The organism is Rhodococcus sp. IEGM 1307 (assembly GCF_030056915.1).
In the GTDB taxonomy this organism is placed as follows: Bacteria; Actinomycetota; Actinomycetes; order Mycobacteriales; family Mycobacteriaceae; genus Rhodococcus_F; species Rhodococcus_F opacus_D.
The window spans coordinates 1-22560 of sequence record NZ_JASHKW010000033.1; the positions used below are offsets into that span (position 1 = coordinate 1).

The window sequence follows — 22560 nt, forward strand, 5'->3', positions numbered from 1 at the left end:
AAACTGTCCTCAAAGTCCTGAGACATATCTGTCCTCCAAGTCCTGAGACATGACATAACCGCGGGCGATTGATAAGTACTCACAGGTGGTAGGCAGTAGTCATGACCGAGAACTTCGTCGAGACCACTGCCGAGCCGGACACCGGCGTCGCGTTCCTCACCCTGAACCGCCCCGAACAGCGCAATCCGCTGTCGTCCGAGGCCATGCGGGACGTCACCGCGGCGCTCCGGAAGCTGGGCGACGACGACACCACCCGCGTCGTCGTCATCAGGGCTGCAGGACCGGTGTTCTCCGCAGGCCACGACCTGAAGGAGATGATCGGCCGCACACTCGAGGAGGAGCAGGCCATCTTCGACACCTGCGTCGAGATGATGCAGACCGTGCAGGACATTCCCCAACCGGTCATCGCGTCCGTCCAGGGCGCGGCCGTCGCGGCGGGCTGTCAGCTCGCCGCGTCGTGCGACCTGGTCGTCGCGTCGTCGAACGCCGTGTTCGGGACGCCGGGGGTGAAGATCGGCCTGTTCTGCTCCACCCCGATGGTGGCCCTCAGTCGTGCGATCGGACGTAAGCGTGCCCTGCAGATGCTGCTCACCGGGGAGACGATCGGGGCGGAGACCGCCGCGGACTGGGGGCTGGTGAACCTGGTCGTGGCACCCGAGGAACTCGACGCGCAGACCCGGACTCTCGCCGCGAAGATCACGAAGGCCAGCCCGCTCACGGTGAAGATCGGCAAGCAGGCGTTCTACCGGCAGATCGAGCTCCCTCAGGGCGAGGCCTACGCGGCGATGGCGGAGACGATGGCCACCAACGCGATCACATGCGACGCCCAGGAGGGCATGCAGGCGTTCGTCGAGAAGCGCACACCGCAGTGGCAGGGAAAATAGCGCGCGCTGTCTGCATTGCGCGGTCCAGCGAACCGGCGAAGGATCAAGTGTGCAGTGGCTGCGGCCGCGGGCCGTCGGTGCCCGCTGACGGTGGACCGCGACGGGTCGGTCACCGAGATCGTTCTCACTGCGGGGCGACCGTCCCGCGGGAGGTGACTATCGATGTTCATCCAGGTTATTCAAGGAAAGGTGTCCGACGAGGCCGGCCTACGCCGGTGCATGGACCGCTGGACGGAGGACGTGCGACCGGGAGCGACGGGCTTCCTGGGCTGCACCCAGGGATTGTGCGACGACGGAACGTTCATCGCACTCGCGCGGTTCGAATCGGCCGAAGCGGCCCGGCGTAACAGCGAGCGTCCGGAGCAGGGCGCGTGGTGGGCAGAGACCGAGAGGTGCTTCGAGGGTGCCGTGTCGTTCATGGACTGCCCGGACGTGATGGAGTGGATGGGTGGCGGCTCGGACGACGCGACATTCGTTCAGGTCATGGAGGGGCACACCACCGACGCGAGCCGGATGCGGGAGCTGCTGGAACAGGCCGAACCCCAGGTTCATCAGCTGCGCCCGGAGATCCTCGGCGGAACGTTGTGCACGTACGGCGACGGCGGGTATGTCGAGGCGGTGTACTTCACCTCGGAATCGGAGGCCCGCGAGCACGAGAAGGTCGAGATCCCGGACGACCTGAGGTCGTTGTTCGAGGAAGAGGGGCGGTTGATGGGCGACGTGTCGTACTACGACATGCACGAGCCGATGCTGGTGCCTGCAGGGCGGTAGCCGAAACCTCCGGCAAGGTACTTGGACGTCCTATAACCTTCGTGCATGAGTCTGGATGCGCGTACCGATACCGTCGACGGAGTGCTGCGGCGCTCGGCCGCCAAGTTCCCCGACCGCCGGGCACTGACGTTCGAGGACCGCACGTGGACGTACCGTGAACTCGACGACGCGGTCAGCCGGGCGGCCGCCTACCTGCAGTCGCTCGGACTGTCGGCCGGTGAGCGGGTGGCCGCGTACGGCACGAACTCGGACGCGTACACGATCGGGTTCCTGGCCTGCGCGCGTGCGGGTCTCGTGCACGTCCCCGTCAACTATGCGCTCGAGGGTGACGAGCTGACCTATCTGGTGTCGCAGTCCGGGAGCGCCGCCGTGCTGGTCGATCCGGCGCTGAGGGGCACGCTCGACTCGGTCCGCGGCGCCCTCGATCTGCGCCACGTGATTCCCCTGCGCGACGCCGAAGACTCGCTGCTCGCCCACAGCGGCTCCGGCGAGGTCCCCGTGCTCGCGGTGCCGGTCGCGGCCACCGATCTGGCGCAGTTGCTGTACACGTCCGGGACGACGTCGAAGCCGAAGGGCGCCATGATGACTCACGGCGGGCTCGTGCACGAGTATGTGTCTTCCGTGATCGCCCTCGCGCTGAGCGACGGCGACAATCCGCTGATCTGCATGCCGCTGTACCACTCGGCGGGCATGCACGTCTTTCTGATGCCGTACCTGTCGGTGGGCGCCTCGGTGAATCTGATGCAGACCCCGGACATTCCGGAGATCCTGCGGCGCATCGAGGCGGATCGCATCGGCTCGCTGTTCCTGGCGCCGACGGTGTGGGTGCCGCTCGCCGGACATCCGGATCTCGGGACCCGCGACCTGTCGTCGCTGAAGAAGGCGCAGTACGGCGCGTCGATCATGCCGGTGACGGTGCTGAACAAGCTGCGTGAACGCTACCCCGACCTCGGCTTCTACAACTGCTTCGGACAGTCCGAGATCGGTCCGCTCGCCACGGTGCTGCAGCCGGGGGAACACGAGGACCGGCCGTCGTCGTGCGGAAAGGCCGTGTTCTTCGTCGAGACGCGGGTGGTGGACCCGGACGGCAACGACGTTCCGGACGGCACGCCCGGTGAGGTGCTCTACCGTTCACCCCAGCTGTGTCTGGGGTACTGGGACAACCCCGACGCCACCGCGGAGGCGTTCCGCGACGGCTGGTTCCACTCGGGGGATCTCGTGACGCGGGACCCGGAGGGGTACATCACCGTCGTCGACCGCATCAAGGACGTCATCAACACCGGCGGCATCCTGGTGGCGTCGCGGGAGGTCGAGGATGCGGTCTACACGCATCCGGACGTGGCCGAGGTCGCGGTCATCGGGACGCCGGACGACAAGTGGATCGAGGCGATCACCGCGGTCGTGGTGTTGCGGGAGGATGCCGCCGGCGTGACACCGGACGGGTTGATCGCGTACGTCAAGGAACGCATCGCACCGTTCAAGGTGCCCAAGCAGGTGGTGTTCGTGGACGAACTGCCCCGCAACCAGAGCGGGAAGCTGCTCAAGCGGGAACTGCGGGCGACGCTCTGACTACTTCCTGGTCGATGCCCGCTCGATCAGCTCGACCGGGAGTTTCACCGATTCCACGTCGTTGCCCGCGATGATCGACAGGAGATGCCGCACACCCGTTGCGCCGATCAGGCGCGCGGGTGACCGGACGGTCGTCAGCGGCACCGGCAGCTGGGCGACCACCGGAATGTCGTTGTACCCGACGAGCGCGAGGTCGTCGGGGATCCGCAGCCCGAGGTCGCGGGCGACGCCGAGGACGCCGATCGCGATGGTGTCGCTGACGGTGAAGATCGCCTCGGGACGCGAATCCGACTCGAGGAGAACGGTGGCCGCGGCGACACCGCCGGACACGTCGAAGTCGGAGCGGACGACGCGATCCGGGCGGAGTTCGATGCCGTTCTCGGCCAGTGCGGCGCGGAATCCGGCGAGGCGGTCGCGGGAGGTGCTCGCATGGTCGGGGCCTGTGATGACGGCGACCTCGGTGAAGCCGCGGTCGAGGAGATGGCGTCCGGCGAGGTAGCCGCCCCGGTGGTCGTCGCCGGACACGAACGGCAGACCGACGTCGGCGTGCCGGTTGAGCTGCAGCATCGGCAAAGCCCCCACCGACAGCGAGTCGACGAATTCGCGGCCGGGACTGTGCAGGCTGCTGAGCAGCAGGCCGTCCACCTGCCTGCTGACGAGGAACTCGATGGCGCGGCGCTGGGCGTCGAGGTCGTCCGGCGGGCTCGACAGCAGCACCGAGTAGCCGGCCTGCGTGGCCGTCTCCTCGATGCCCTGGAACATCGTCGCGACCACGCCGTCTGTGAGTCGCGGCATCACGACGCCGAGGGTGGTGGTCTTGCGTGTCCGCAGGCTCGCCGCCCACAGGTTGGGCTGGTAGCCGAGTTCCACCGCCACCTCTCGTACCCGCAGCGCGGCTTCGGACCAGCCGTCGGCGGGTTCGGGCTGGCGGAGCACCCGGGATGCCGTCGACACGTGGACGCCGGCGCGTTCGGCGATCTCGCGGAGGGTAGGCGGACGCCCGGAGGTGCGTGTCGGGCGGTCCGGCTGGTTCACGGGCAATCCTCGCGCTCGGGGACGGGGGCCGGTGGTGTCGTGGTTGACGGCCGCCGGAATGCGCCTTAGTCTACGTGACGAAATCGTTCGTGCAATCGTTCTCGCGAACGTTTGCACACCAGCCCCACCGGCCCCGTGGAGGAACAATGTCCGACTCGCAGTCCCTGTCCCAGCTGTTCGCCCTCGACTCGCTGCTCGACACCGAGGAGATCGCGATCCGCGACACCGTGCGCCGATTCTCGGACGAGAAGATCCGGCCCCACATCGGCGAATGGTTCGAAGCAGCGGCACTGCCGGTGCGTGAGCTGGCGGAAGGGCTGGGCGAACTCGGCGTGCTCGGCATGCACCTCGAGGGATACGGCTGCGCCGGCATGAGCGCCACCGCCTACGGCCTGGCTTGCCTCGAACTCGAGGCCGTCGACTCCGGAATCCGCAGCCTCGTGTCCGTCCAGGGCTCGCTGGCCATGTACGCGATCCACCACTACGGCAGCGAAGACCAGAAGCAGGAATGGCTGCCCCGGATGGCCGCCGGCAAGGCGATCGGCTGCTTCGGACTGACCGAGCCCGACTTCGGCTCCAACCCCGCAGGCATGCGCACGGGCGCCAAGCGGGACGGTGACGACTGGATCCTCAACGGCACCAAGATGTGGATCACCAACGGATCCGTCGCCGACGTTGCCGTCGTGTGGGCGCGCACCGACGACGGCATCCGCGGATTCGTCGTGCCCACCGACACCCCCGGCTTCTCGGCGCCCGAGATCAAGCACAAGATGTCGCTGCGGGCGTCCGTCACCTCGGAGCTCGTGCTCGAGGACGTCCGGCTGCCCGAATCCGCGATGCTGCCGGAGGCCAAGGGACTGTCCGGTCCGCTCGGCTGCCTCAACGAGGCCCGGTTCGGCATCATCTTCGGTGCGATGGGCGCCGCCCGCGACTGCCTCGAATCGGCCATCTCCTACGCGCAGGACCGTCAGGTCTTCGACAAGTCGCTCGCCGCCTACCAGATCACGCAGGTCAAGATCGCCGACATGGCCCTCGAGGTCGGCAAGGGCCACCTGCTGGCGTACCACCTCGGACGTCTCAAGGATCGCGGCGTGGCACGTCCCGAGCAGGTCAGCACGGGCAAGCTGAACAACGTCCGCGAGGCCATCGCCATCGCCCGCGAGTGCCGCACCATCCTCGGCGCCAACGGAATCACGCTGGAATACCCCGCGATCCGCCACGCCAACAACCTCGAGTCCGTGCTCACCTACGAAGGAACGTCCGAGGTCCACCAGCTCGTGATCGGCAAGGCGCTGACGGGCGAGGCAGCGTTCCGGTGAGAAGTGCATCCCTGGATGGCCTGCTGATCGCCGACTTCGGGCGGGTGCTCGCCGGGCCGTACGCCACGATGCTGCTCGCCGACCTCGGTGCCGACGTCGTCAAGATCGAGCGCGCAGGCGTCGGGGACGACACCCGGCAGTGGGGGCCGCCGTGGGTGGGCGACGAATCCACCTACTTCCAGTCCGTCAACCGCAACAAGCGGTCCTTCGCCTGGGATCTGCGCGACCCCGCCGACCTGCAGCAGGCGCGGGAACTGGCCGCCCGGGCCGACGTGGTGGTGGAGAACTTCCTTCCCGGCACGATGGACCGGCTCGGGCTCGGCTACGACGCCGTGCGGGAGATCAATCCCGACGTGGTCTACTGCTCCGTCACCGGGTTCGGCGGCGAGAACAACCTGCCCGGGTACGACCTGCTCATCCAGGCCGTCGGCGGGTTGATGAGCATCACCGGTCCCGAACCTGGCGTTCCGACGAAGGTCGGGGTGGCCGTCGTCGACATCATCACCGGACTGCACGCCGCGGTCGGGATCCTGGCGGCGCTGCGCCACCGCGATCGCACCGGGGAGGGGCAGCGGGTCGAGGTGAACCTGCTGTCGTCGCTGCTGTCCGCCCTCGCGAACCAGACGTCGGGGTATGTGGGCGCCGGTGTCGTCCCGCAGGCGATGGGCAACCGGCACCCCAGCATCGCGCCGTACGAGGTCTTCCGGACCGGCGACCGTCCGCTGGTGCTGGCGGTGGGGAACAACCGTCAGTTCGCCTCTCTCGTCGAGGTTCTCGGTGTGCCCGAACTCGCCGACGACGAACGGTACGCGACCAACACGCAACGGGTGGCGCACCGCGAGCAACTGGTCCGGGACATCACCGCGGCGCTGTCCGCGGGCTCGGCGGACGAGTGGTTCGAGAAGCTGACGGCGCAGGGTGTCCCGTGCGGCCCGCTCAACGACATCGCCGACGCAGTGGCGCTCGCCGAGCGGCTCGGGCTGAATCCGGTGGTCGAGATCGACGACCCCCGCAGGGACCGGCCCGTACGTCAGGTGGCGAACCCGATCCGGCTCAGCGCCACCCCGGCGAGCTACCGCAGCGCGCCGCCGCGGCTCGGCGAGGACACCCCAGCCGTGAGTACTTGTTAACCGCCCGCGGTTAACAAGTACTCACGGGGGCTCTTCCCTAAGGGAGTGTTAGGAAGGCTCCGCGGCCCTTCCGTATCGATGTGACGTGACCCACTGTGGTGTGAACGCAGAGATCCAGAGCATCGAGAGGAGTCCCGCGTGAGCACCACATCGACGGGTGAGCGCCGAGTCATCGGCAATGTTTTGAAAGGTTCGGTCGGCAACCTGATCGAATGGTACGACTGGTACGTCTACGCGGCGTTCAGTGTGTACTTCGCGAAGGAGTTCTTCCCGGAAGGCGACACCACCGCGCAGCTGCTTTCCACGGCAGCCGTTTTCGCGGTCGGATTCCTGATGCGGCCGATCGGCGGCTGGATCATGGGACGGTACGCCGACCGGCACGGACGCCGCTCGGCGCTCACCCTGTCGGTGACCGTGATGGCGGCGGGTTCGCTCGTCATCGCCGTCACGCCGTCCTACGCGAGCATCGGGCTCGTGGCACCGGTCCTTCTGGTGATCGCCCGGATGCTGCAGGGACTGTCGGTCGGTGGCGAGTACGCCACCAGCGCCACGTACCTGGCCGAGGTCGCGTCGCCCGGCAGGCGCGGGTTCTACTCGAGCTTCCAGTACGTCACGCTCGTCGCCGGGCAGCTGATCGCACTGGGTGTGCAGATCATCCTGCAGCTGACGCTGCCTGCGGAGGCCATGCAGTCGTGGGGCTGGCGAATCCCGTTCCTGATCGGCGCCGCCGGTGCCGTCGCGGTGATGTGGCTCCGTCGCACGATGGACGAGTCGGAGGCGTTCACCGACGAGGTGGAGGCGAAGCGTGACGCAGACTCCTCGGACGGTGGGCCGAAGGAAGGTTCGCTTCGGATGCTGCTGCAGTACCCCCGCGAGTGCCTGCTGGTGTGCGCCCTGACACTCGGTGGTTGCGTGGCGTTCTACACGTACACCACGTACATGCAGAAGTACATGATCAACACGTCCGGCATCTCCAAGGACACGGTGGCGTGGATCAACTTCGCGGCCCTGCTGGTGTTCATCGTGTTGCAGCCGATCGGCGGCGCACTGTCCGACCGCATCGGTCGCCGGAAGTTGCTCATCTTCTTCGGGATCGGCGGAACCGTGCTCACCGTGCCCCTGATGACGGTGCTCGGGACCACGACGAACCCCCTGGTCGCGTTCGGCCTGATGATGCTGGGACTGATCGTCGTCACCGGATACACGTCGGTGAACGCGATCGTGAAGACCGAGCTGTTCCCGACGAAGGTTCGCGCGCTCGGGGTCGGGCTGCCGTACGCGCTCACGCTGGCGATCTTCGGCGGAACGGTCGAGACCGTCGCCCTCGCCCTGAAGCGGGCCGGCCACGAATCGCTATTCTTCTACTACGTGACCGGGTGCATCGCGATCTCGCTCGTCGTCTACTTCTTCATGCGTGAGACTTCGGACGGTTCGCCGCTCGACCGGACGACCAGCCGGGAGGACACCCCGGACGACGACGTCGAGCTGGTCGACTCGCGGAGCTGATCGAAGGGAAGAGAAGTGCAGATCGCGGTGGTCGAGGACGACGACGGAGTCGGCGACGCACTCGTGGAAGCACTGGCCACCCACGGCCACGAGGCGGTGCGCATGCGGCGCGGCTCCGATCTCCTTCTCGGCCATCGCGGTATGGACGCGGTGATACTCGATCTCGGTCTCCCCGACGCGGACGGCCTGCAGGTGCTCCGGCAGCTGCGGGCCGTCAGCGACGTTCCGGTGGTGATCCTCACCGCCCGCGACGACGAACGGTCGGTGGTGCGGGGACTGCGGGGCGGGGCGGACGACTACCTCGTCAAGCCGGCGCGGCTCGCGGAATTGCTCGCGCGGCTCGACGTCGTGACCCAGCGTCGCCGCGCGACCGCGGCCTCGGCCGCGCAGACGGTCACCGAGGGTGATGTGGTGGTCGATCTGGCGGCACGCGAGGTCGAGGTCGGCGGCGCTCCGGTCGCGTTGACGGCCAAGGAGTTCGAGCTTCTCGAGGTGCTGGTCACCCGTCCCGGCGCCGCCGTGAGTCGTCAGCAACTGATGGATGCGGTGTGGGGCGACGCGTACGTGGCCATCTCACGCACCCTCGACGTGCACATGACCGGGTTGCGCGCGAAACTGGGCCGGCCGGGGCTCATCTCGACCATCCGCGGGTACGGCTACCGCTGGGGCACCTGACGTGCGCCGCCGTGTGCTCGCCGTCCTGCTGGTGTTCGCGGCCGTCGCGGTGGTGGCATTCGCCGTCCCGCTGGCGCTGGCCACCAGCGCCGGGAGAACCCAGGCCCTGCGGCTGAGTAGGGAGGCGGACGCGACGCATTTCGCCAGCCTCGCCGGACAGACCCAGGCCCCCGGAAGTACCACGCTGCTGCGGGAGGAGGTGGCCCGCTACCACGAGTTGTACGGCGAGGGCGTCCTCATCGTCGACGCGCGAGGCAACCTCCGCGCGGGCGCCGGACTGTCGCCGGACGACGCCGACGTCGCCGCGGCGGTCACGGCGGGACTGCGCAACCAGAAGCAGGGGATCAGCGGTTCGCTGACACCGTGGTCGGCGGACCGTGTCCTGTCGGCCGTGCCCGTCGGAACGGGCGCGCAGGTGGACGGTGCCGTCGTCCTGGACGTGTCCACCCGCGCCGCACGGGAGTCCATCCGGACGTCGTGGGTGGTGATCGTCGCAGGGGCGCTCGTCGCGCTGGCGGCGGTCACCGCGGTCGCGATCGCGCTGTCCCGGTGGACCGTTCGTCCGCTCGGGGCGCTCACCGCCAGGGTCGGCGCCCTCACCGACGCCGTCCCGTCGCCGCGTCCGCGGGCGCGGCGCAGCACGGGGCAGCCGTCCGGCAGCTACACCGGGCCACCCGAGGTTCAGGAACTCGCGAAGGCGTTCGACACCATGTCGGGCGCCGTCCAGGCGTCCGGTCAGGCGCAGCGGCAGCTGATCGCCGACACCGCCCATCAGCTCCGAAACCCCCTCGCGGCCCTGCACATCCGGTTGGATTCCCTCGGCCCGCACGTCGCCGAGGCCGGGGCCGAGACGTACCGTCGCACGGGGATGGAGGTCGATCGGCTCGGCGGGATCCTCGACGGACTGCTGGCGCTGGCCGTCGCCGAATCGCCCACGGACTCCGCCGACGACGAGACCGCGCACGGCGGATGCGACGTCGGTGCCGTCCTCGCGGACCGTGCCGACGCCTGGACGGAGGCCCTCGCGGAGTCGGGGATGGACCTCGTGCTCCGGGAACCGGCCGAACCGCTGGTCGCCGACTTCCGGTCGAGTCACCTGGCGCAGGTCCTGGACGTCCTGCTCAGCAACGCGCACGCGTACGCCGGTCGAGGTTCGACGGTCCGGATCGACACGGGACGGTCGGCCGCGGGAATCGAGATCCGGGTGAGCGACGACGGGGCCGGGGTGAGCGAGGACGAGATCGGCAAACTGTCGTCACGCTTCTTCCGCGGGTCCGGCGCGGCGCAGCAGGGCACCGGGCTCGGGTTGTCCATCGCGACCGCGCTCGTCGAGGGCGGCGGTGGGGCGCTGACGATCGCCGCGGAGCAGCCACACGGACTCCGGGTGACGCTGACACTGCCGGCGGTGGCGCCGTGATCACCCGACGTGCACTTCTACGCGGCGTCGTCGCCGCCGGAGCGACCGCGGCCACCGGTTCGCTGCTCGCCGCGTGCTCGGACAGCGACCGCGATCCGCTGCGACTCGCCGCCGGAGAGGAGGGCGGATTCTTCTGGGAGTTCGCCCAATTGACGGCCCAGGCCGCGGAGCGTGCCGCACTGCCGGTGAGCATCGTCCCGGTCCGCACCGCGGGGTCGATGGACAATCTGGCGGCGCTGGCATCCGGAGACGCGGAACTCGCCCTGAGCCTCGCCGACGCCGCCGTGGCGGCTCTCGAGGCCGGCGCCGGGTTCACCGCCATCGGCAAGGTGTACGAGAACTACATGCAACTCGCGGTGCGCGCCGATTCCGGGATCTCGGACACCTCGCAACTGAGAGGTACCCGAATCAGCCTGGGTGCCACAGGCTCCGGCGCGGAACTGACGGGCGAACGGATCCTCGAGGTGCTCGGTCTGGCGGGTCCGGGAGACGTGACGCGTCTGCACCTGTCGATGACCGACGCGGGGCAGGCCCTGCGTGACGGCACCGTCGACGCGGTTCTGTGGGCCGGCGGAGTGCCCACGCCGTCGTTCGCGAATCTCGGGATCCCGCTGCGTCTACTCGACCTGTCTGCCGAACTGGAATTGCTGCGGGAGCAGTTCGGCCCGCGCTACGAGCCGGTGCTGATTCCGCCCGGAACGTACGGACAGCAGGCGTCGGTCGCGACGATCGGTCTCGCGAACCTGCTGCTCGCCGACCCGGCCGTCTCGGACAGCGCCGCCGGCGCCATCGTCGAGGTGCTCATCGACCACGCGGCGGAACTGGTGCCGGATCAGGCGACCGGCAGCCAGTTCCTGGACCGGCAGTCGCTGATCGTCACCGCGGGGGTTCCACTGCACCCCGGCGCGGCCGCGGCGTACCGCAGACACCACGGCTGAGCCGGTCTATCACTGCACCTGGGCGACGACGAAGATGCGCCGGAACGGGAAGAACGTGCTGCCGTCCGGTCGCCGGGGGTACGCCTCGTCGAGGAGCGGGACGAGTTCTTCGCGGAACCGGTCCCACTCCGGTGTCGAGAGGGCGTCCTTGACCGGGCGGAGCGCGGTGCCGGTGATCCACTCCAGAACCGGGTTCTCCCCGGTCAGCTGCTGCACGTACGTGGTCTCCCAGGCATCGACGGCGCACCCGGCGTCGGCGAGTAGACCGGCGTAGTCGGTGGGATCGTCGACGACCTTGCTTTCCCGGAACGGCGCGTCCGGCAGCAACCGGGACCATCGGTCGCTCGAAGCGAGGTCCCGGACGACTGCGTGCGAGGGCGCGTCGAAGTTGCCGGGAACCTGCACTGCGATCCACGCCCCCGACGGCAGCTGAGCCGGCCAGCGACGCAACAACTCCCGGTGTTCGGGCACCCACTGCAGGGCGGCGTTGGAGACGACGACGTCCGTGTCGGGCTTCGGCGTCCAGTCGCGCACGTCCTGCCTGCCGGCGTCGAGGCCGCGTTCACGCGCGGCCTCGACCATCTCGGGTGAGCTGTCGGAGGCCTCGAGGACGGCGTCCGGCCAACGTTCGGCCAGGCTGACGGTCAGGTTTCCCGGGCCGCAGCCGAGGTCGACGACGCGGCGCGGTGACCGCGCGTCGACTCGCGACAGCAACTCGTAGAACGGGCGCCCGCGATGGTCCGCGAAGGCGAGGTACTTGTTCGGATCCCACATATAGTCCTCCTCGCCTGAAACAGTACGCCCATACTGTTGGCGTGTGGGGTCAGAGGCCGAGATCCTTCGCGATGATCGTCTTCATGACCTCGCTCGTGCCGCCGTAGATGCGGGAGACGCGGGTGTCCGCGTACAGGCGCGCGATGGGGTACTCGAGGATGTAGCCGTATCCGCCGTGCAATTGCAGGCACTTGTCGATGACCCGGCCCGCGGCCTCGGTGCAGAACAGCTTCGCCTTCGCGGCATCCGCCACCGTGAGTTCGCCGGCGTCGTGCAGTTCGAGCGCCCGGTCGGCCATCAGCTGGATCGCCTCGACCTCGGTGGCGCACTCGGCGAGCACGAACTTGGTGTTCTGGAACGCCGCGACGGGCTTGCCGAACACCTTGCGCTCCTTCACGTACGCGATCGCGTGCTGCAACGCCGCGGCCGCGGTCGCCGACCCGCCGAGCGCGATGGAGAGGCGTTCCTGGGCGAGGTTGTGGGTGAGGTAGCTGAAACCGGCACCTTCGTCGCCGAGTCGGTCCGCCACGGGCACCTTGACGTCGGTGAAGGACAGTTCGGCGGTGTCCGAGGCCTTCAGGCCGATCTTCTCGATCTTGCGACCCACCGCGAAACCCTCGGACGTGGTGTCGACGACGAGGATGGTGAGACCGGCCCGGCGGTCCTCGGGGGTGCTGGGCGCGGTGCGGCACACCACGAGGATCCGGTCGGCGAGCGCGCCACCGGTGATGAACGTCTTCGCGCCGTTCAGGACGTAGTGCGACCCGTCGTCGGACAGCTTGGCCGACGTCGCGATGTTCGCGAGGTCCGAACCGGTTCCCGGCTCGGTCATCGCGATGGCGAACATGATGTCGCCGGACGCGAATCCGGGGAGCCACCGCTGCTTCTGCTCGTCGTTCGCGTACTCGAGCAGGTACGGCAGGATCAGGTTGGTGTGCACCGAGTAGCTGCCGAACGTGACTCCGGCGGCCGCCGTCTCCTCGCCGACCACCGCCGCGAACTTGAAACTCTTCTCACCGCCGCCGCCGAACTCCTCCGGCACCTGGATGCCGAGTACCCCGAGCTCCCCGAGACGACGGTAGAAGTCGCGCGGGGGATGCCCTTCGCCCTCCCACTCGTGGTGGACGGGGGCGACTTCCTTGGCGATGAAGTCGCGGATCGTCTTCCGGAACGCGTCGTGATCTTCGTTGAACACCGTACGCTGCACGGGCTTTCTCCTTCGAATTACAGTGCGTAACTGCGTAGTACGACCTTGCCGATGATTATCTTCCGTACCTCGGAGTGTTCGTCGGATCGAAAGTCTGGGCGAGGCGGCTCTTGGGATGAGAATGCCCGATCCGCGGGGGTCCGGCTAGGGGCGTTCGGCTATCGGTCGGATAGCGCAGTCCAATGCACGCGTGGCTCCTCGACTCTGCCGACACATAGGCAGACGTAGCCGGTGCCTTCGCCGAGTGCGTATTGATCACGGGCACCCCGGTACGTTGAATGAACCGTGACACTGTGACCCACGCCACCCCGCTTCCGAAGGGATCACCACGTGACCCGCTCCACTGCCATCCTCGACCGGACCGTCGCCATCGGTTCCGAGTCCCGCAGCCGCGCTTGGGGCCTGACCGGGCTCCTCGTGCTGCTCTACGTCGTCAACTACGCCGACAAGGCCGTCCTCGGCATCATCGCCCAACCCCTCGCCCACGAGCTGGGACTGAGTGCCTCGCAGATCGGGCTGGTGGGGAGCCTCTTCTTCCTGACCTTCACCGTCGGCGGATTCTTCGCCGGCGCGCTGAATCGCTGGATGTCGCTACGGTGGGCGCTGCTGCTGCTCGCGATCGCCTGGTCCGTCGCGATACTCCCGCTCGTGGTCGTCGCGTCTTTCGCGGTGCTGCTGGTCAGCCGCCTGCTGCTCGGGCTCGCGGAGGGGCCGAGTTCCGCGCTGCTCCACACGGCGGCGTACTCGTGGCATGCACCCGCCAAGCGCGGACTGCCGAGCGCTCTGCTCGCCGGTGCCGCGTCCATCGCCAAGATCGCCGTCGCGCCTGCTCTCGCATTCGTGACCGTCACGTTCGGGTGGCGCTACGCGCTGGTCGCGCTGGCGGTCATCGGGGTCCTGTGGTGCGTCGTGTGGCTGACCGTCTGGAGCGAGGGCCCGTACATTCGCAGCGGCAAGGGCGCCGATTCCGCGGCCTCCGGTGACGCGGGCGAACCGGCGGTGCCGTGGGGTCGCATCTTCCGGACCCGGACGTTCATCAGCGGCGCGCTTCTCGTCATGAGCGTGTACGCGCTGGTCGCCGTGGTTCTGACGTGGCTGCCCTCGTACTTCGAGGTGGGCCTCGGATACAGCCGCCTCCAGGCCGGCTCCATGTTCGCGTTCCCGAGTATCGCCGGGCTGATCCTGATGCTGCTCTCGTCCGTGATCGGCGACCGTCTGCTCGCACGCGGTTCGACGTCCCGCGTCGTCCGCGTCATCGTCCCCGCAGTCGGGGTGCTGATCTGCGGAGCGATCCTGCTGGCACTCCCGTCCATCACCGCACCCGCCGTCGCCGTCCTCGTCGTCTCCGTCGGCTACGGCTTCGCCGCGTCGGTGTTCCCGCTGCTCAACGCGGCGATCTCGGAGATCTGCCCGCCCCGTCAGACCGCGGGCACCCTGGGCGTCTTCCTCGCCGTCATGGCGATCGGCGGCCTCGTCGCCCCCTACGCGACGGGTCTGATCGTCGACGCGGCTGCCTCGCCCGCCGAGGGCTACGCCACCGCGTTCCAGTCGCTCGGACTTGTCGCCGCCGTCTGCGCCGTCGGCGCGCTGGTCTTCGCGAACCCCGAGCGCGACAAGAAACTCGTCCGGGGTGACGCTGCGGACATAGGCACGAACTAACCCTCTGATCGGCCGAAAGTCGTTGTGCCGACGACATCGCCCGTGATTGATTCGAGTGACCCCCTCAGATCGAAGGAACACACCATGCGCGATGCAGTGATCGTCGACGCCGTCCGCACGCCCATCGGGCGGCGTGGCGGTTCCCTGTCCGGAATCCACCCCGCAAATCTGTCGGCGCACGTCCTCGAGGCCCTCGTGGCGCGCACCGGTCTCTCCCCGGAGGAGATCGGCGACGTCGTCTGGGGCTGTGTCAGCCAGGTGGGGGAGCAGGCAGGCAACGTCGCCCGCACCGCTGTGCTTGCCGCCGGCTGGCCGGAGACGGTCCCGGGCACCACGCTCACCCGGGCGTGCGGATCGAGCCAGCAGGCCGTGAGCTTCGCCGCCGCCGCCGTGATCGCCGGCCACGAGGACGTCGTCGTCGCCGGTGGTGTGGAGTCCATGAGCCGGGTTCCCATGGGCAGCGCCAGCAAGAACGGCGAGCACTTCCCGGCGGCCGTCCTCGACCGGTACGGCGTCGACGGGTTCAGCCAGGGCACCGGCGCCGAGATGATGGCCGCGAAGTGGGGGCTCTCCCGTCAGGTGCTCGACGAATACGCGCTGCGATCCCACGAACTCGCCGCGCACGCCGCGGACCGGGGCTCATTCGACGGGCAACTCGCACCGCTCTCCGACGTCCTCGCCGGGGACGAGGGGATCCGCCGCGGCGGCACGCTAGAGTCTCTCGGCAAGCTGAAGACCGTGTTCAAGGAGGACGGCGTGATCCACGCCGGCAACTCCTCGCAGATCTCCGACGGCGCCGGTGCGCTGCTCGTCACGACGAGCGAGAAGGCCGCGCAACTCGGTCTGACCCCGATGGCCCGCATCCACACCTGTGCCGTTGCCGGCGACGACCCGGTGATCATGCTGACCGGACCCATCGCCGCGACGGAGAAGGCACTGTCCCGGTCCGGACTGAAGATCGACGACATCGGCGCATTCGAGGTGAACGAGGCCTTCGCTCCCGTCCCGCTGGCGTGGCAGGCGGAGACCGGCGCCGCGACGGACCGGCTGAACCCGCTCGGTGGCGCCATCGCCGTCGGTCACCCGCTCGGCGGTTCCGGCGCGATCCTCATGACCCGACTCGTCCACCACATGCGGGACAACGGCATCCGGTACGGACTGCAGACCATGTGTGAGGCGGGCGGCCTCGCCAACGCCACCATCCTCGAACTTCTCTGATCCGACAACACTTTTCGAAGGGAACACCCGCACGATGGAACTCAAGGGAATCTCGACCGCGGTCACCGGCGGCGCGTCCGGTCTCGGACTCGCGACGGCACGCCGCCTCGTCGACGCAGGCGCTCAGGTCACGCTCATCGACCTCCCGAACTCCGACGGGGAGGCGGCGGCGAAGGAACTGGGCAGCGCCGCCCAGTTCGCTCCCGCCGACGTCACCGATTCCGAGCAGTTCGCGGCCGCACTCGACGTCGCCGACGATCGTGGTGGCCTGCGCGGCATCGTGCACTGCGCCGGGGCGGGACGCCGGATGCGCATCCTCGACTCCGACGGCAAGGCAGGCTCCGTCGAGGACTTCGAGTTCGTGATCCGGCTCAACCTCGTGGGTTCGTTCAACGCCCTGCGCCTCGGCGCGGAACGGATCGCGCGGCAGGAGGAGATCGACGGCGAGCGCGGCGCGGTTGTGCTAACGGCGTCCGTCGCCGCCTTCGAGGGTCAGATCGGCCAGATCAACTACACCGCATCGAAGGCCGGCATCGTGGGCATGACGGTCACCGCAGCCCGTGACCTCGCCAGCCGCAACATCCGGGTGTGCACCATCGCGCCGGGAATCATGGACACCCCGCTCCTCGCCCGGCTGCGCGACGACGTGCGCGCGTCGCTGGAGAAGTCCGTGCCGGGCCCGTCGCGTCTGGGCAAGCCCAGCGAGTTCGGGCAGCTCGCCTGCCAGATCCTCGAGAACGGCTACCTCAACGGTGAGACCATCCGCCTGGACGGTGCCATCCGCATGGCACCTCGCTGACGAGTAAGGGACCGAACGTGAATTCTGCTGCACCGGTACTGCATTACCCCGACCTGACGTTGGCGGCGTTTCCGTCCGCCATGGCGGACCTGTACGGAGACAAGGCCGCAGTGGTCGACGGCGACACGGTGTGCACCTACCGCGAGCTCGACCAGCGGTCGGGCGCGTTCGCCGCCGCCCTGCGGGACGCGGGGGTGACCGAACGCGACGTGGTGCTCCTGCACCTCGGCAACTGCATCGAATTCGTCGTGGCCTACTACGGCGCACTGCGGGCCGGCGCGACCGTCACCCTGGTCAACCCGCTGCAACCCGGCCCCGGCCTGCGCTCGCAGATCGTCGACACGGCGGCGGTCGCCGCCGTCACCCAGCCGGCACAACTGGACACGCTCACCGAGGCGGCGAGCGGCACCACCGTCCGCACCATCGTCGTGGCCGGCCTCCCCGCGGGCGTCGGTCGCGGTCAGTTCGGGTTCGAGGAGTTCGTCCGCGGGTACGCCACCGCACCGTTCACCCCGAAGGTGTCCGGGGACGACGTCGCCCACCTCGCCTACACGGGCGGCACCACCGGGTTGTCCAAAGGTGTGCGGGTGCTGCACCGCAACGTTCTCGCCAACGTGACCCAGATGATCGCCTGGCGCGCGGGTCACGAGGTGCGCGCCACCGCCGACGGCGGGATCGAACTGCGACCCGTCGAAAGTCTCGGGGACCGCGGTGTGGTGCCCGGCGCGGGCGCGACCGTCGTCGTGTCGCCGCTGTTCCACGCGCACGCGCTGATCAACATGTCGTTCCTCCTGCTGTCCGGGGCGACCCAGGTGTTCGCCGGGCGGTTCGAGCCGGGCCGCATGCTGGAGTTGATCGAGACGCACCGCGCCACGTACATCACCGGCAGTCCGGCGATGTGGCATGCCGTCGCCACCCACCCCGACGCCGTCGTTCGAGACACCGACTCGGTGCGGGTCGTGTCGTCGGGTGCGGCGCCGATCGATCATGTGACGCTCGAGGCGCTGGTCCGGGCGTTCCCGTCGGCGAGCGTGGTCGAGGGGTACGGGCTGACGGAGGGCACCTGCCTGGTCGCCTCCGCACCGTTGACCGGCTCTGTCGCGTACAAGCTCGGCAGCGTAGGGCTGCCGGTGTTCGACACGGAGGTGCAGATCCGTGCCCAGGACGACTCCGGCGCCGTGCTGGAGGCCGGCACCCGCGGCAAGTTGTGGGTCCGCGGCCCGCAGGTCACGGACGGCTACCTGAACCATCCGGAGACCACGGCGCAGCAGTACGTCGACGGCTGGCTCGACACCGGCGACATCGCCTACCTGGACGAGGACGGGTACCTGTTCATCTGCGACCGCACCAAGGACATGCTGATCTACAAGGGCTACAACGTGTATCCGCGTGAGCTCGAGGAGATTCTGGTCTCGCATCCGGACGTGTCCTCGGCTGCCGTCGTCGGCAGGGAGGCCGGCAGTGTCGGCCAGGAGCCGGTGGCGTTCGTGGTGCCGATGCCGGACGTGACGATCGATCCGGATGCGGTGTCCGCGTTCGTCGCCGAGCGGGTGCTGCCGTACAAGAAGGTACGCGACGTCGTGGTGGTCGAGCAGCTGCCGACGTCGGCGGCCGGGAAGATCCTCAAGACGAAGCTGCGTGAGCAACTCGCCGCCGCGACGACCTAGCGTTTTTCTCCCGCTGGGTGGAAGCAACCCTGTGGAGCGCTTCCTACTTCCCCCTACCGTCCTGGTGGGGGGAAGAAGGGAGCGCCGATGGCATCGGCCGAGTCGATCGTGTACATCGTCGACGAGATGGTGGCCGAGCCCGGGCGGGCTCGCGTGTTTCTCGCCGACTACCTGGAGCGCTATGTGCCCGGCGCGATTGCGCGTGGCCTGACGCTCGATCGCGTGCTCGTCTCGCCGCCGGTATGGCTGGAGGACCAGTCGAACACCCTGACCGTCAGCTGGACTCTGCGGGGCGCTCGCGCGTGGTGGCGGCAGAGTCTTCTCGCACGCCACGATGCGGAGGTGCTTCGCTGGTGGGCCGATGCCGACGAGTTCCTCACCACTCGGCGACGCACCGTCTCCTGCTCGCCCGCGGACGTGGAGGCGATGACCGATGTTTAAGGTGACCAAGCTCGTTCACCTCGTCGCCGACGCGGATGCCTCCACCGGTGCGGCGTTGGCCGGCAGGCTGCGCGAGATCGCTGCGCCCACGGCCCGGCGCGTTCTCGTGACTCCGACCCTGCCCGGCGGAATCAACGGGGGCGACGTGATCGCGCACCTGCACTTCGACGACGAATCCCACTGGCGCGCTGTCGAACCAGGCATCATCGCACAGCTACGCATCCCCGAGATCCGGCACATCGACAGCGTCGGTTACACGGGCGTGCCCACTCCCGCCCCAGGTCATTTCGAACCGACCGTCTACCGGACGCTGTTTGTCTCAGTGGACGATTCGGTCGACCCGGCGGTGGTGGAGCGCTTCGAATCCGAGATGCGGGCGATGCCGACCCACATCCGCACGATCGGGACCTCGCAGCTGAGCCGGGTGCAGGAATCGGCCGGTTCCGCGCGGTGGACCCACGTCTGGGAGCAGGAGTACGCGAACCTGGACGGGCTGCTCGGGCCGTATATGACACACCCCTATCACTGGGCGCACATAGATCGGTGGTTCGATCCCGAACGCGGGCCGCGGATCGTCACTCGGCTGTGCCACAGCTTCTGTGCGATCGACGGCCCGACCATCACGGTTGCTGCACCTGCCACTCGCCGCTGAACGCAGGGGGACGCTTCTCGATGAATGCGCGTAGTGCGGCCGGAGCGTCAGTCGCAAAGTTGACCGCTTGCGAACGCGCCTCGTTCTCGAGTGCGTCCCGCAGCGACGACGTCGTGCCGTTCTCGATCAGGCGCGTCGACTGCATGAGGGCCACCGTCGGCGCTGCCGCGAGACGGGTCGCGAACCGGGCGACCGTGGCATCCAATTCGTTCGGCTCGACGAGCTCGCTGACCAGTCCCAGCGCATCCGCCTGCTCGGCGTCGATCATCTCGGCGAGCATGACCAGACGTTTCGCGCGGTGTAGTCCCACCATGCGCGGCAGGAGCCACGAGCCGCCGAAATCCACCGACAGGCCGCGCTTGGCGAAGATCTGGCTGAACTGCGCGTCGCGCGAGGCGATGAGCAGGTCGCACAGCAGCGCCAGGTTCCAGCCGGCTCCCACGGCGTAGCCGCGAACCTTCGCGATCAGCGGCTTGGGGAACTCGGCGACCGCCAGCGCCGTCGCGTTGATCTGGCGCATGCGGTTCAGCGGGTGCATGGGGGTGCGCTTGTCGAGGTCTGCGCCGGTGCAGAAGTCGCTGCCTGCGCCGGTGAGGACCACGACACGGATGGCGTCGTCGAGGGCGAGTTCGCCGAGCGCCTCGCGCAGCGCGATCCACGAGTCGAGGGTCATGGCGTTGCGCCGTGCGGGCCGGTTCAGGGTGATCGTCGCGACCGCGCCGTCCCGGCTGACCAGAACGTCGTGTTCGGCGGATTCGGTGCCTGTGGTCGAGGTGACGGTTTCGATGCTCATACGCGGCTCCAGACGTCGGCGCGGTTCTCGGCGCACGCCGGAGTGGTCGACGCCGTGCCGCCCAGCCAGTCGATCACCGGGAACGTTCCGCCGCAATGTCGTTCTGGGATACACCGGATGAGGTGAAACCTATGGTTACCGCCGAGTGTCATAGGTTCCGATTAACCGGACCATCAGCGATGTGTCTTTGTCCACGCCCGGACTGCGTGCTGAACTGGTCGGACCTGGAAGTGCTTGCATCAGAAGACTCCCCCTCATCAGGAGAACCGATGTCTCTACCCTCCGTGCTGTCCGATCGCCTGCGCCTGCCGGCTGTGGCCTCCCCGATGTTCATCGTCTCGGGTCCCGAGTTGGTGATCGCCCAGTGCACGTCGGGCATCGTCGGCTCCTTCCCCTCGCTCAACGCCCGCCCGCAGCCCGTCCTGCGTGAATGGCTCACCCGCATCACCGAGACCCTTGCCAAGCACGACGCCAACAACCCGGAGACACCGTCCGCGCCGTACGCGGTCAACCTGATCGTCCACAAGAGCAACGACCGCCTCGACGAGGACCTCGCGACCATCGTCGAGTTCGAGGTCCCGATCGTCATCACGTCCCTCGGCGCCCGCGCCGAAGTCAACGAGGCCATCCACAGCTACGGCGGCATCGTCCTCCACGACGTCATCAACAACAAGTTCGCGAAGAAGGCCGTGGAGAAGGGCGCCGACGGCCTCATCGCCGTCGCGGCCGGCGCCGGCGGACATGCGGGCACCCTGTCGCCGTTCGCGTTGATTCAGGAGATCCGCGAATGGTTCGACGGGCCGCTCTTGCTGTCGGGCTCCATCGCTCACGGCCGCTCGGTTCTCGCCGCGCAGGCCGCCGGCGCCGACCTCGCATACATCGGCTCCGCGTTCATCGCCACCGCAGAGGCCGACGCGGACCAGGGCTACAAGCAGATGATCGTCGACTCCACCGCGTCCGACATCGTCTACTCCAACCTGTTCACCGGGGTGCACGGCAACTACCTGCGCGGCAGCATCGAGGCCGCCGGACTCGACCCGAACAATCTCGCCCACTCCGACCCGTCCGCCATGAGCTTCAGCGGTGGAACCGCCAAAACGAAGGCATGGCGCGATATCTGGGGGTCCGGACAGGGGATCGGCACCGTGCGCTCGGTGCAACCGACGGCGGAACTCGTCGACCGGCTCGTCTCCGAGTACGCCGCGGCCAAGAGCTACCTGCTCGCGCTGTAACCTTCCGCCCGCACGAGTTCGACGAACGCGTGCCCGACCGGGGAGAGCATGTCGGGATCGAATGCGATCCCGAAGGTGCGGGCAATCGTCGGCTCCGCGCGGCGGACCACCGCGCGGTCCTGGGCCGCCTCCGCGATCGACCGTTCCAGCAGGGTCCCGCCTATTCCCGCGAGTACCAGGGGAAGTCGCGCCTCGCGGTGATCGGACAGCGCCGCGAGAGTGGGGCGTGCGCCGGCGCGACGGATCGATTCCTCGATCTCATTGGCGACGGAGTGGCCGCGGGGGACGAAGACCATCGGGATGTCGGGAAGCGCGGCGAGCGGAACGGGACCGTCCGGGAGGTCGGTGCCCGGTGGGTACACGAGCCAGTACTCCTGTTCGCCGAGTTCGACGACGTCCAGGCGGGCGTCGTCCAGCGGTAGGTGGGCCACCACGAATTCGCAGTGGCCATCCTCGATCAGCGACCCGGCCTGTGCCTCGTCTTTCAATTCACCCAACCGGACCATCACATTCGGGTGGGTTCGCCGGAATTCGGTGACGAGGTCGACGAGGGGTCCGATCGCCAACGCCGGAAACGCCATGATGTCCAGTCGGCCGGCGAGTGCCCCGTCGGAGGTGGCGAGGAGGTCTTCGACGGCGGTGACGTCGCGCAGGATCTGCCTGCTCGGCCCGACCATGCTGCGCCCTGCGGCGCTGAGCACCATGCCCCGGCCGATGCGGTGGAACAGCTGCACACCCAGTTCCCGCTCGAGCCCGCGCAATGCCTGCGAGATGGTGGGCTGTGCGACACCGAGCGACGCGGCGGCCCCGTTGATGCCTTCGTGTTCCACGACGGCGAGAAAGTACTCGACCTGACGCAACTCCATGTGCTCAG

General features: G+C 68.4%; 21 protein-coding genes. 16 read left to right on the top strand and 5 right to left on the bottom strand.

Going from position 1 to position 22560, the window contains the following annotated elements:
- Nucleotides 1–101 precede the first annotated feature (101 nt).
- The 3 genes from QM841_RS39695 to QM841_RS39705 all read left to right on the top strand — a co-directional run bounded on the left by QM841_RS39695 (nucleotide 102) and on the right by QM841_RS39705 (nucleotide 3224).
- The gene (locus tag QM841_RS39695; RefSeq protein ID WP_283336284.1) at nucleotides 102–884 is read left to right on the top strand and encodes an enoyl-CoA hydratase; all 783 of its coding nucleotides are present in this window, start codon (nucleotides 102–104) and stop codon (nucleotides 882–884) included.
- 162 nt (nucleotides 885–1046) lie between these two features.
- Nucleotides 1047–1655, top strand: a complete 609-nt coding sequence (locus QM841_RS39700; protein ID WP_005251516.1) for a hypothetical protein — start codon at nucleotides 1047–1049, stop codon at nucleotides 1653–1655.
- Nucleotides 1656–1700: 45 nt separating this feature from the next.
- A complete protein-coding gene (locus tag QM841_RS39705; RefSeq protein WP_283336285.1) occupies nucleotides 1701–3224 on the top strand; it encodes an acyl-CoA synthetase in 1524 nt (507 codons plus the stop codon).
- Here QM841_RS39705 and QM841_RS39710 read toward each other — a convergent pair whose 3' ends face one another.
- Nucleotides 3225–4259: a LacI family DNA-binding transcriptional regulator gene (locus tag QM841_RS39710; protein WP_283336287.1), complete on the bottom strand. Its 1035-nt coding sequence runs from the start codon at nucleotides 4257–4259 to the stop codon at nucleotides 3225–3227.
- A 146-nt stretch (nucleotides 4260–4405) separates the two neighbouring features.
- On the opposite strand from QM841_RS39710, the gene QM841_RS39715 reads away from it, so the two are divergent.
- The 6 genes from QM841_RS39715 (at nucleotide 4406) to QM841_RS39740 (ending at nucleotide 11244) form a co-directional block, all read left to right on the top strand.
- Nucleotides 4406–5578: an acyl-CoA dehydrogenase family protein gene (locus QM841_RS39715; protein WP_283336288.1), complete on the top strand. Its 1173-nt coding sequence runs from the start codon at nucleotides 4406–4408 to the stop codon at nucleotides 5576–5578.
- Nucleotides 5575–6708: a CaiB/BaiF CoA transferase family protein gene (locus QM841_RS39720; protein ID WP_283336289.1), complete on the top strand. Its 1134-nt coding sequence runs from the start codon at nucleotides 5575–5577 to the stop codon at nucleotides 6706–6708. Before QM841_RS39715 ends, QM841_RS39720 begins: the two co-directional genes overlap by 4 nt.
- Nucleotides 6709–6846: 138 nt before the next feature.
- A complete protein-coding gene (locus QM841_RS39725; protein ID WP_283336290.1) occupies nucleotides 6847–8214 on the top strand; it encodes an MFS transporter in 1368 nt (455 codons plus the stop codon).
- Nucleotides 8215–8229: 15 nt separating this feature from the next.
- The gene (locus tag QM841_RS39730) at nucleotides 8230–8889 is read left to right on the top strand and encodes a response regulator transcription factor (protein WP_009474969.1); all 660 of its coding nucleotides are present in this window, start codon (nucleotides 8230–8232) and stop codon (nucleotides 8887–8889) included.
- Between the two features lies 1 nt (nucleotide 8890).
- Nucleotides 8891–10306, top strand: coding sequence for a sensor histidine kinase (locus QM841_RS39735; RefSeq protein ID WP_283336292.1), 1416 nt, complete (start codon nucleotides 8891–8893; stop codon nucleotides 10304–10306).
- On the top strand, nucleotides 10303–11244 hold the full coding sequence (locus tag QM841_RS39740) for a TAXI family TRAP transporter solute-binding subunit (protein ID WP_280780389.1): 942 nt from the start codon (nucleotides 10303–10305) through the stop codon (nucleotides 11242–11244). Before QM841_RS39735 ends, QM841_RS39740 begins: the two co-directional genes overlap by 4 nt.
- A gap of 9 nt (nucleotides 11245–11253) precedes the next feature.
- Here QM841_RS39740 and QM841_RS39745 read toward each other — a convergent pair whose 3' ends face one another.
- Both QM841_RS39745 and QM841_RS39750 read right to left on the bottom strand, forming a co-directional pair.
- Nucleotides 11254–12018, bottom strand: a complete 765-nt coding sequence (locus tag QM841_RS39745; protein WP_283336293.1) for a trans-aconitate 2-methyltransferase — start codon at nucleotides 12016–12018, stop codon at nucleotides 11254–11256.
- A 49-nt stretch (nucleotides 12019–12067) separates the two neighbouring features.
- Entirely contained in the window at nucleotides 12068–13225 is a 1158-nt protein-coding gene (locus QM841_RS39750) for an acyl-CoA dehydrogenase family protein (protein ID WP_280780387.1), read from the bottom strand.
- Between the two features lie 330 nt (nucleotides 13226–13555).
- Here QM841_RS39750 and QM841_RS39755 point away from each other — a divergent pair, with 330 nt between their 5' ends.
- From QM841_RS39755 to QM841_RS39780, 6 genes are all read left to right on the top strand, one after another.
- The gene (locus QM841_RS39755; RefSeq protein ID WP_005251536.1) at nucleotides 13556–14884 is read left to right on the top strand and encodes an MFS transporter; all 1329 of its coding nucleotides are present in this window, start codon (nucleotides 13556–13558) and stop codon (nucleotides 14882–14884) included.
- A gap of 84 nt (nucleotides 14885–14968) precedes the next feature.
- The gene (locus QM841_RS39760) at nucleotides 14969–16102 is read left to right on the top strand and encodes a thiolase family protein (RefSeq protein ID WP_283336294.1); all 1134 of its coding nucleotides are present in this window, start codon (nucleotides 14969–14971) and stop codon (nucleotides 16100–16102) included.
- 34 nt (nucleotides 16103–16136) lie between these two features.
- Nucleotides 16137–16901, top strand: a complete 765-nt coding sequence (locus tag QM841_RS39765) for an SDR family NAD(P)-dependent oxidoreductase (RefSeq protein ID WP_005261389.1) — start codon at nucleotides 16137–16139, stop codon at nucleotides 16899–16901.
- A 17-nt stretch (nucleotides 16902–16918) separates the two neighbouring features.
- Nucleotides 16919–18568: a class I adenylate-forming enzyme family protein gene (locus QM841_RS39770; protein ID WP_283336295.1), complete on the top strand. Its 1650-nt coding sequence runs from the start codon at nucleotides 16919–16921 to the stop codon at nucleotides 18566–18568.
- An 87-nt stretch (nucleotides 18569–18655) separates the two neighbouring features.
- Nucleotides 18656–19009, top strand: a complete 354-nt coding sequence (locus QM841_RS39775; protein ID WP_283336296.1) for a hypothetical protein — start codon at nucleotides 18656–18658, stop codon at nucleotides 19007–19009.
- Nucleotides 19002–19661, top strand: a complete 660-nt coding sequence (locus QM841_RS39780) for a Dabb family protein (protein ID WP_502943328.1) — start codon at nucleotides 19002–19004, stop codon at nucleotides 19659–19661. The genes QM841_RS39775 and QM841_RS39780 overlap by 8 nt, the downstream gene beginning before the upstream one ends.
- On the opposite strand, the gene QM841_RS39785 is transcribed toward QM841_RS39780, so the two are convergent.
- Entirely contained in the window at nucleotides 19630–20454 is an 825-nt protein-coding gene (locus tag QM841_RS39785) for an enoyl-CoA hydratase/isomerase family protein (protein ID WP_283336298.1), read from the bottom strand. The two genes, QM841_RS39780 and QM841_RS39785, sit on opposite strands and share 32 nt — an antisense overlap.
- 269 nt (nucleotides 20455–20723) lie before the next feature.
- Between QM841_RS39785 and QM841_RS39790 the strand changes: the two genes are divergently transcribed.
- Nucleotides 20724–21686: an NAD(P)H-dependent flavin oxidoreductase gene (locus QM841_RS39790; RefSeq protein ID WP_283336299.1), complete on the top strand. Its 963-nt coding sequence runs from the start codon at nucleotides 20724–20726 to the stop codon at nucleotides 21684–21686.
- Here QM841_RS39790 and QM841_RS39795 read toward each other — a convergent pair.
- A complete protein-coding gene (locus QM841_RS39795; protein ID WP_280780380.1) occupies nucleotides 21668–22552 on the bottom strand; it encodes a LysR family transcriptional regulator in 885 nt (294 codons plus the stop codon). The genes QM841_RS39790 and QM841_RS39795 overlap by 19 nt on opposite strands.
- Nucleotides 22553–22560 lie beyond the last annotated feature (8 nt).

Bases quoted from the DNA above. Each gene is read 5' to 3' on its own strand.
- QM841_RS39780 (WP_502943328.1), top strand. From the start codon at position 19,002: ATGTTTAAGGTGACCAAGCTCGTTCACCTCGTCGCCGACGCGGATGCC.
- QM841_RS39790 (WP_283336299.1), top strand. From the start codon at position 20,724: ATGTCTCTACCCTCCGTGCTGTCCGATCGCCTGCGCCTGCCGGCTGTG.
- QM841_RS39700 (WP_005251516.1), top strand. From the start codon at position 1,047: ATGTTCATCCAGGTTATTCAAGGAAAGGTGTCCGACGAGGCCGGCCTA.
- QM841_RS39745 (WP_283336293.1), bottom strand. From the start codon at position 12,018: ATGTGGGATCCGAACAAGTACCTCGCCTTCGCGGACCATCGCGGGCGC.
- QM841_RS39760 (WP_283336294.1), top strand. From the start codon at position 14,969: ATGCGCGATGCAGTGATCGTCGACGCCGTCCGCACGCCCATCGGGCGG.
- QM841_RS39795 (WP_280780380.1), bottom strand. From the start codon at position 22,552: ATGGAGTTGCGTCAGGTCGAGTACTTTCTCGCCGTCGTGGAACACGAA.
- QM841_RS39785 (WP_283336298.1), bottom strand. From the start codon at position 20,454: ATGAGCATCGAAACCGTCACCTCGACCACAGGCACCGAATCCGCCGAA.
- QM841_RS39775 (WP_283336296.1), top strand. From the start codon at position 18,656: ATGGCATCGGCCGAGTCGATCGTGTACATCGTCGACGAGATGGTGGCC.
- QM841_RS39765 (WP_005261389.1), top strand. From the start codon at position 16,137: ATGGAACTCAAGGGAATCTCGACCGCGGTCACCGGCGGCGCGTCCGGT.
- QM841_RS39695 (WP_283336284.1), top strand. From the start codon at position 102: ATGACCGAGAACTTCGTCGAGACCACTGCCGAGCCGGACACCGGCGTC.
- QM841_RS39715 (WP_283336288.1), top strand. From the start codon at position 4,406: ATGTCCGACTCGCAGTCCCTGTCCCAGCTGTTCGCCCTCGACTCGCTG.
- QM841_RS39705 (WP_283336285.1), top strand. From the start codon at position 1,701: ATGAGTCTGGATGCGCGTACCGATACCGTCGACGGAGTGCTGCGGCGC.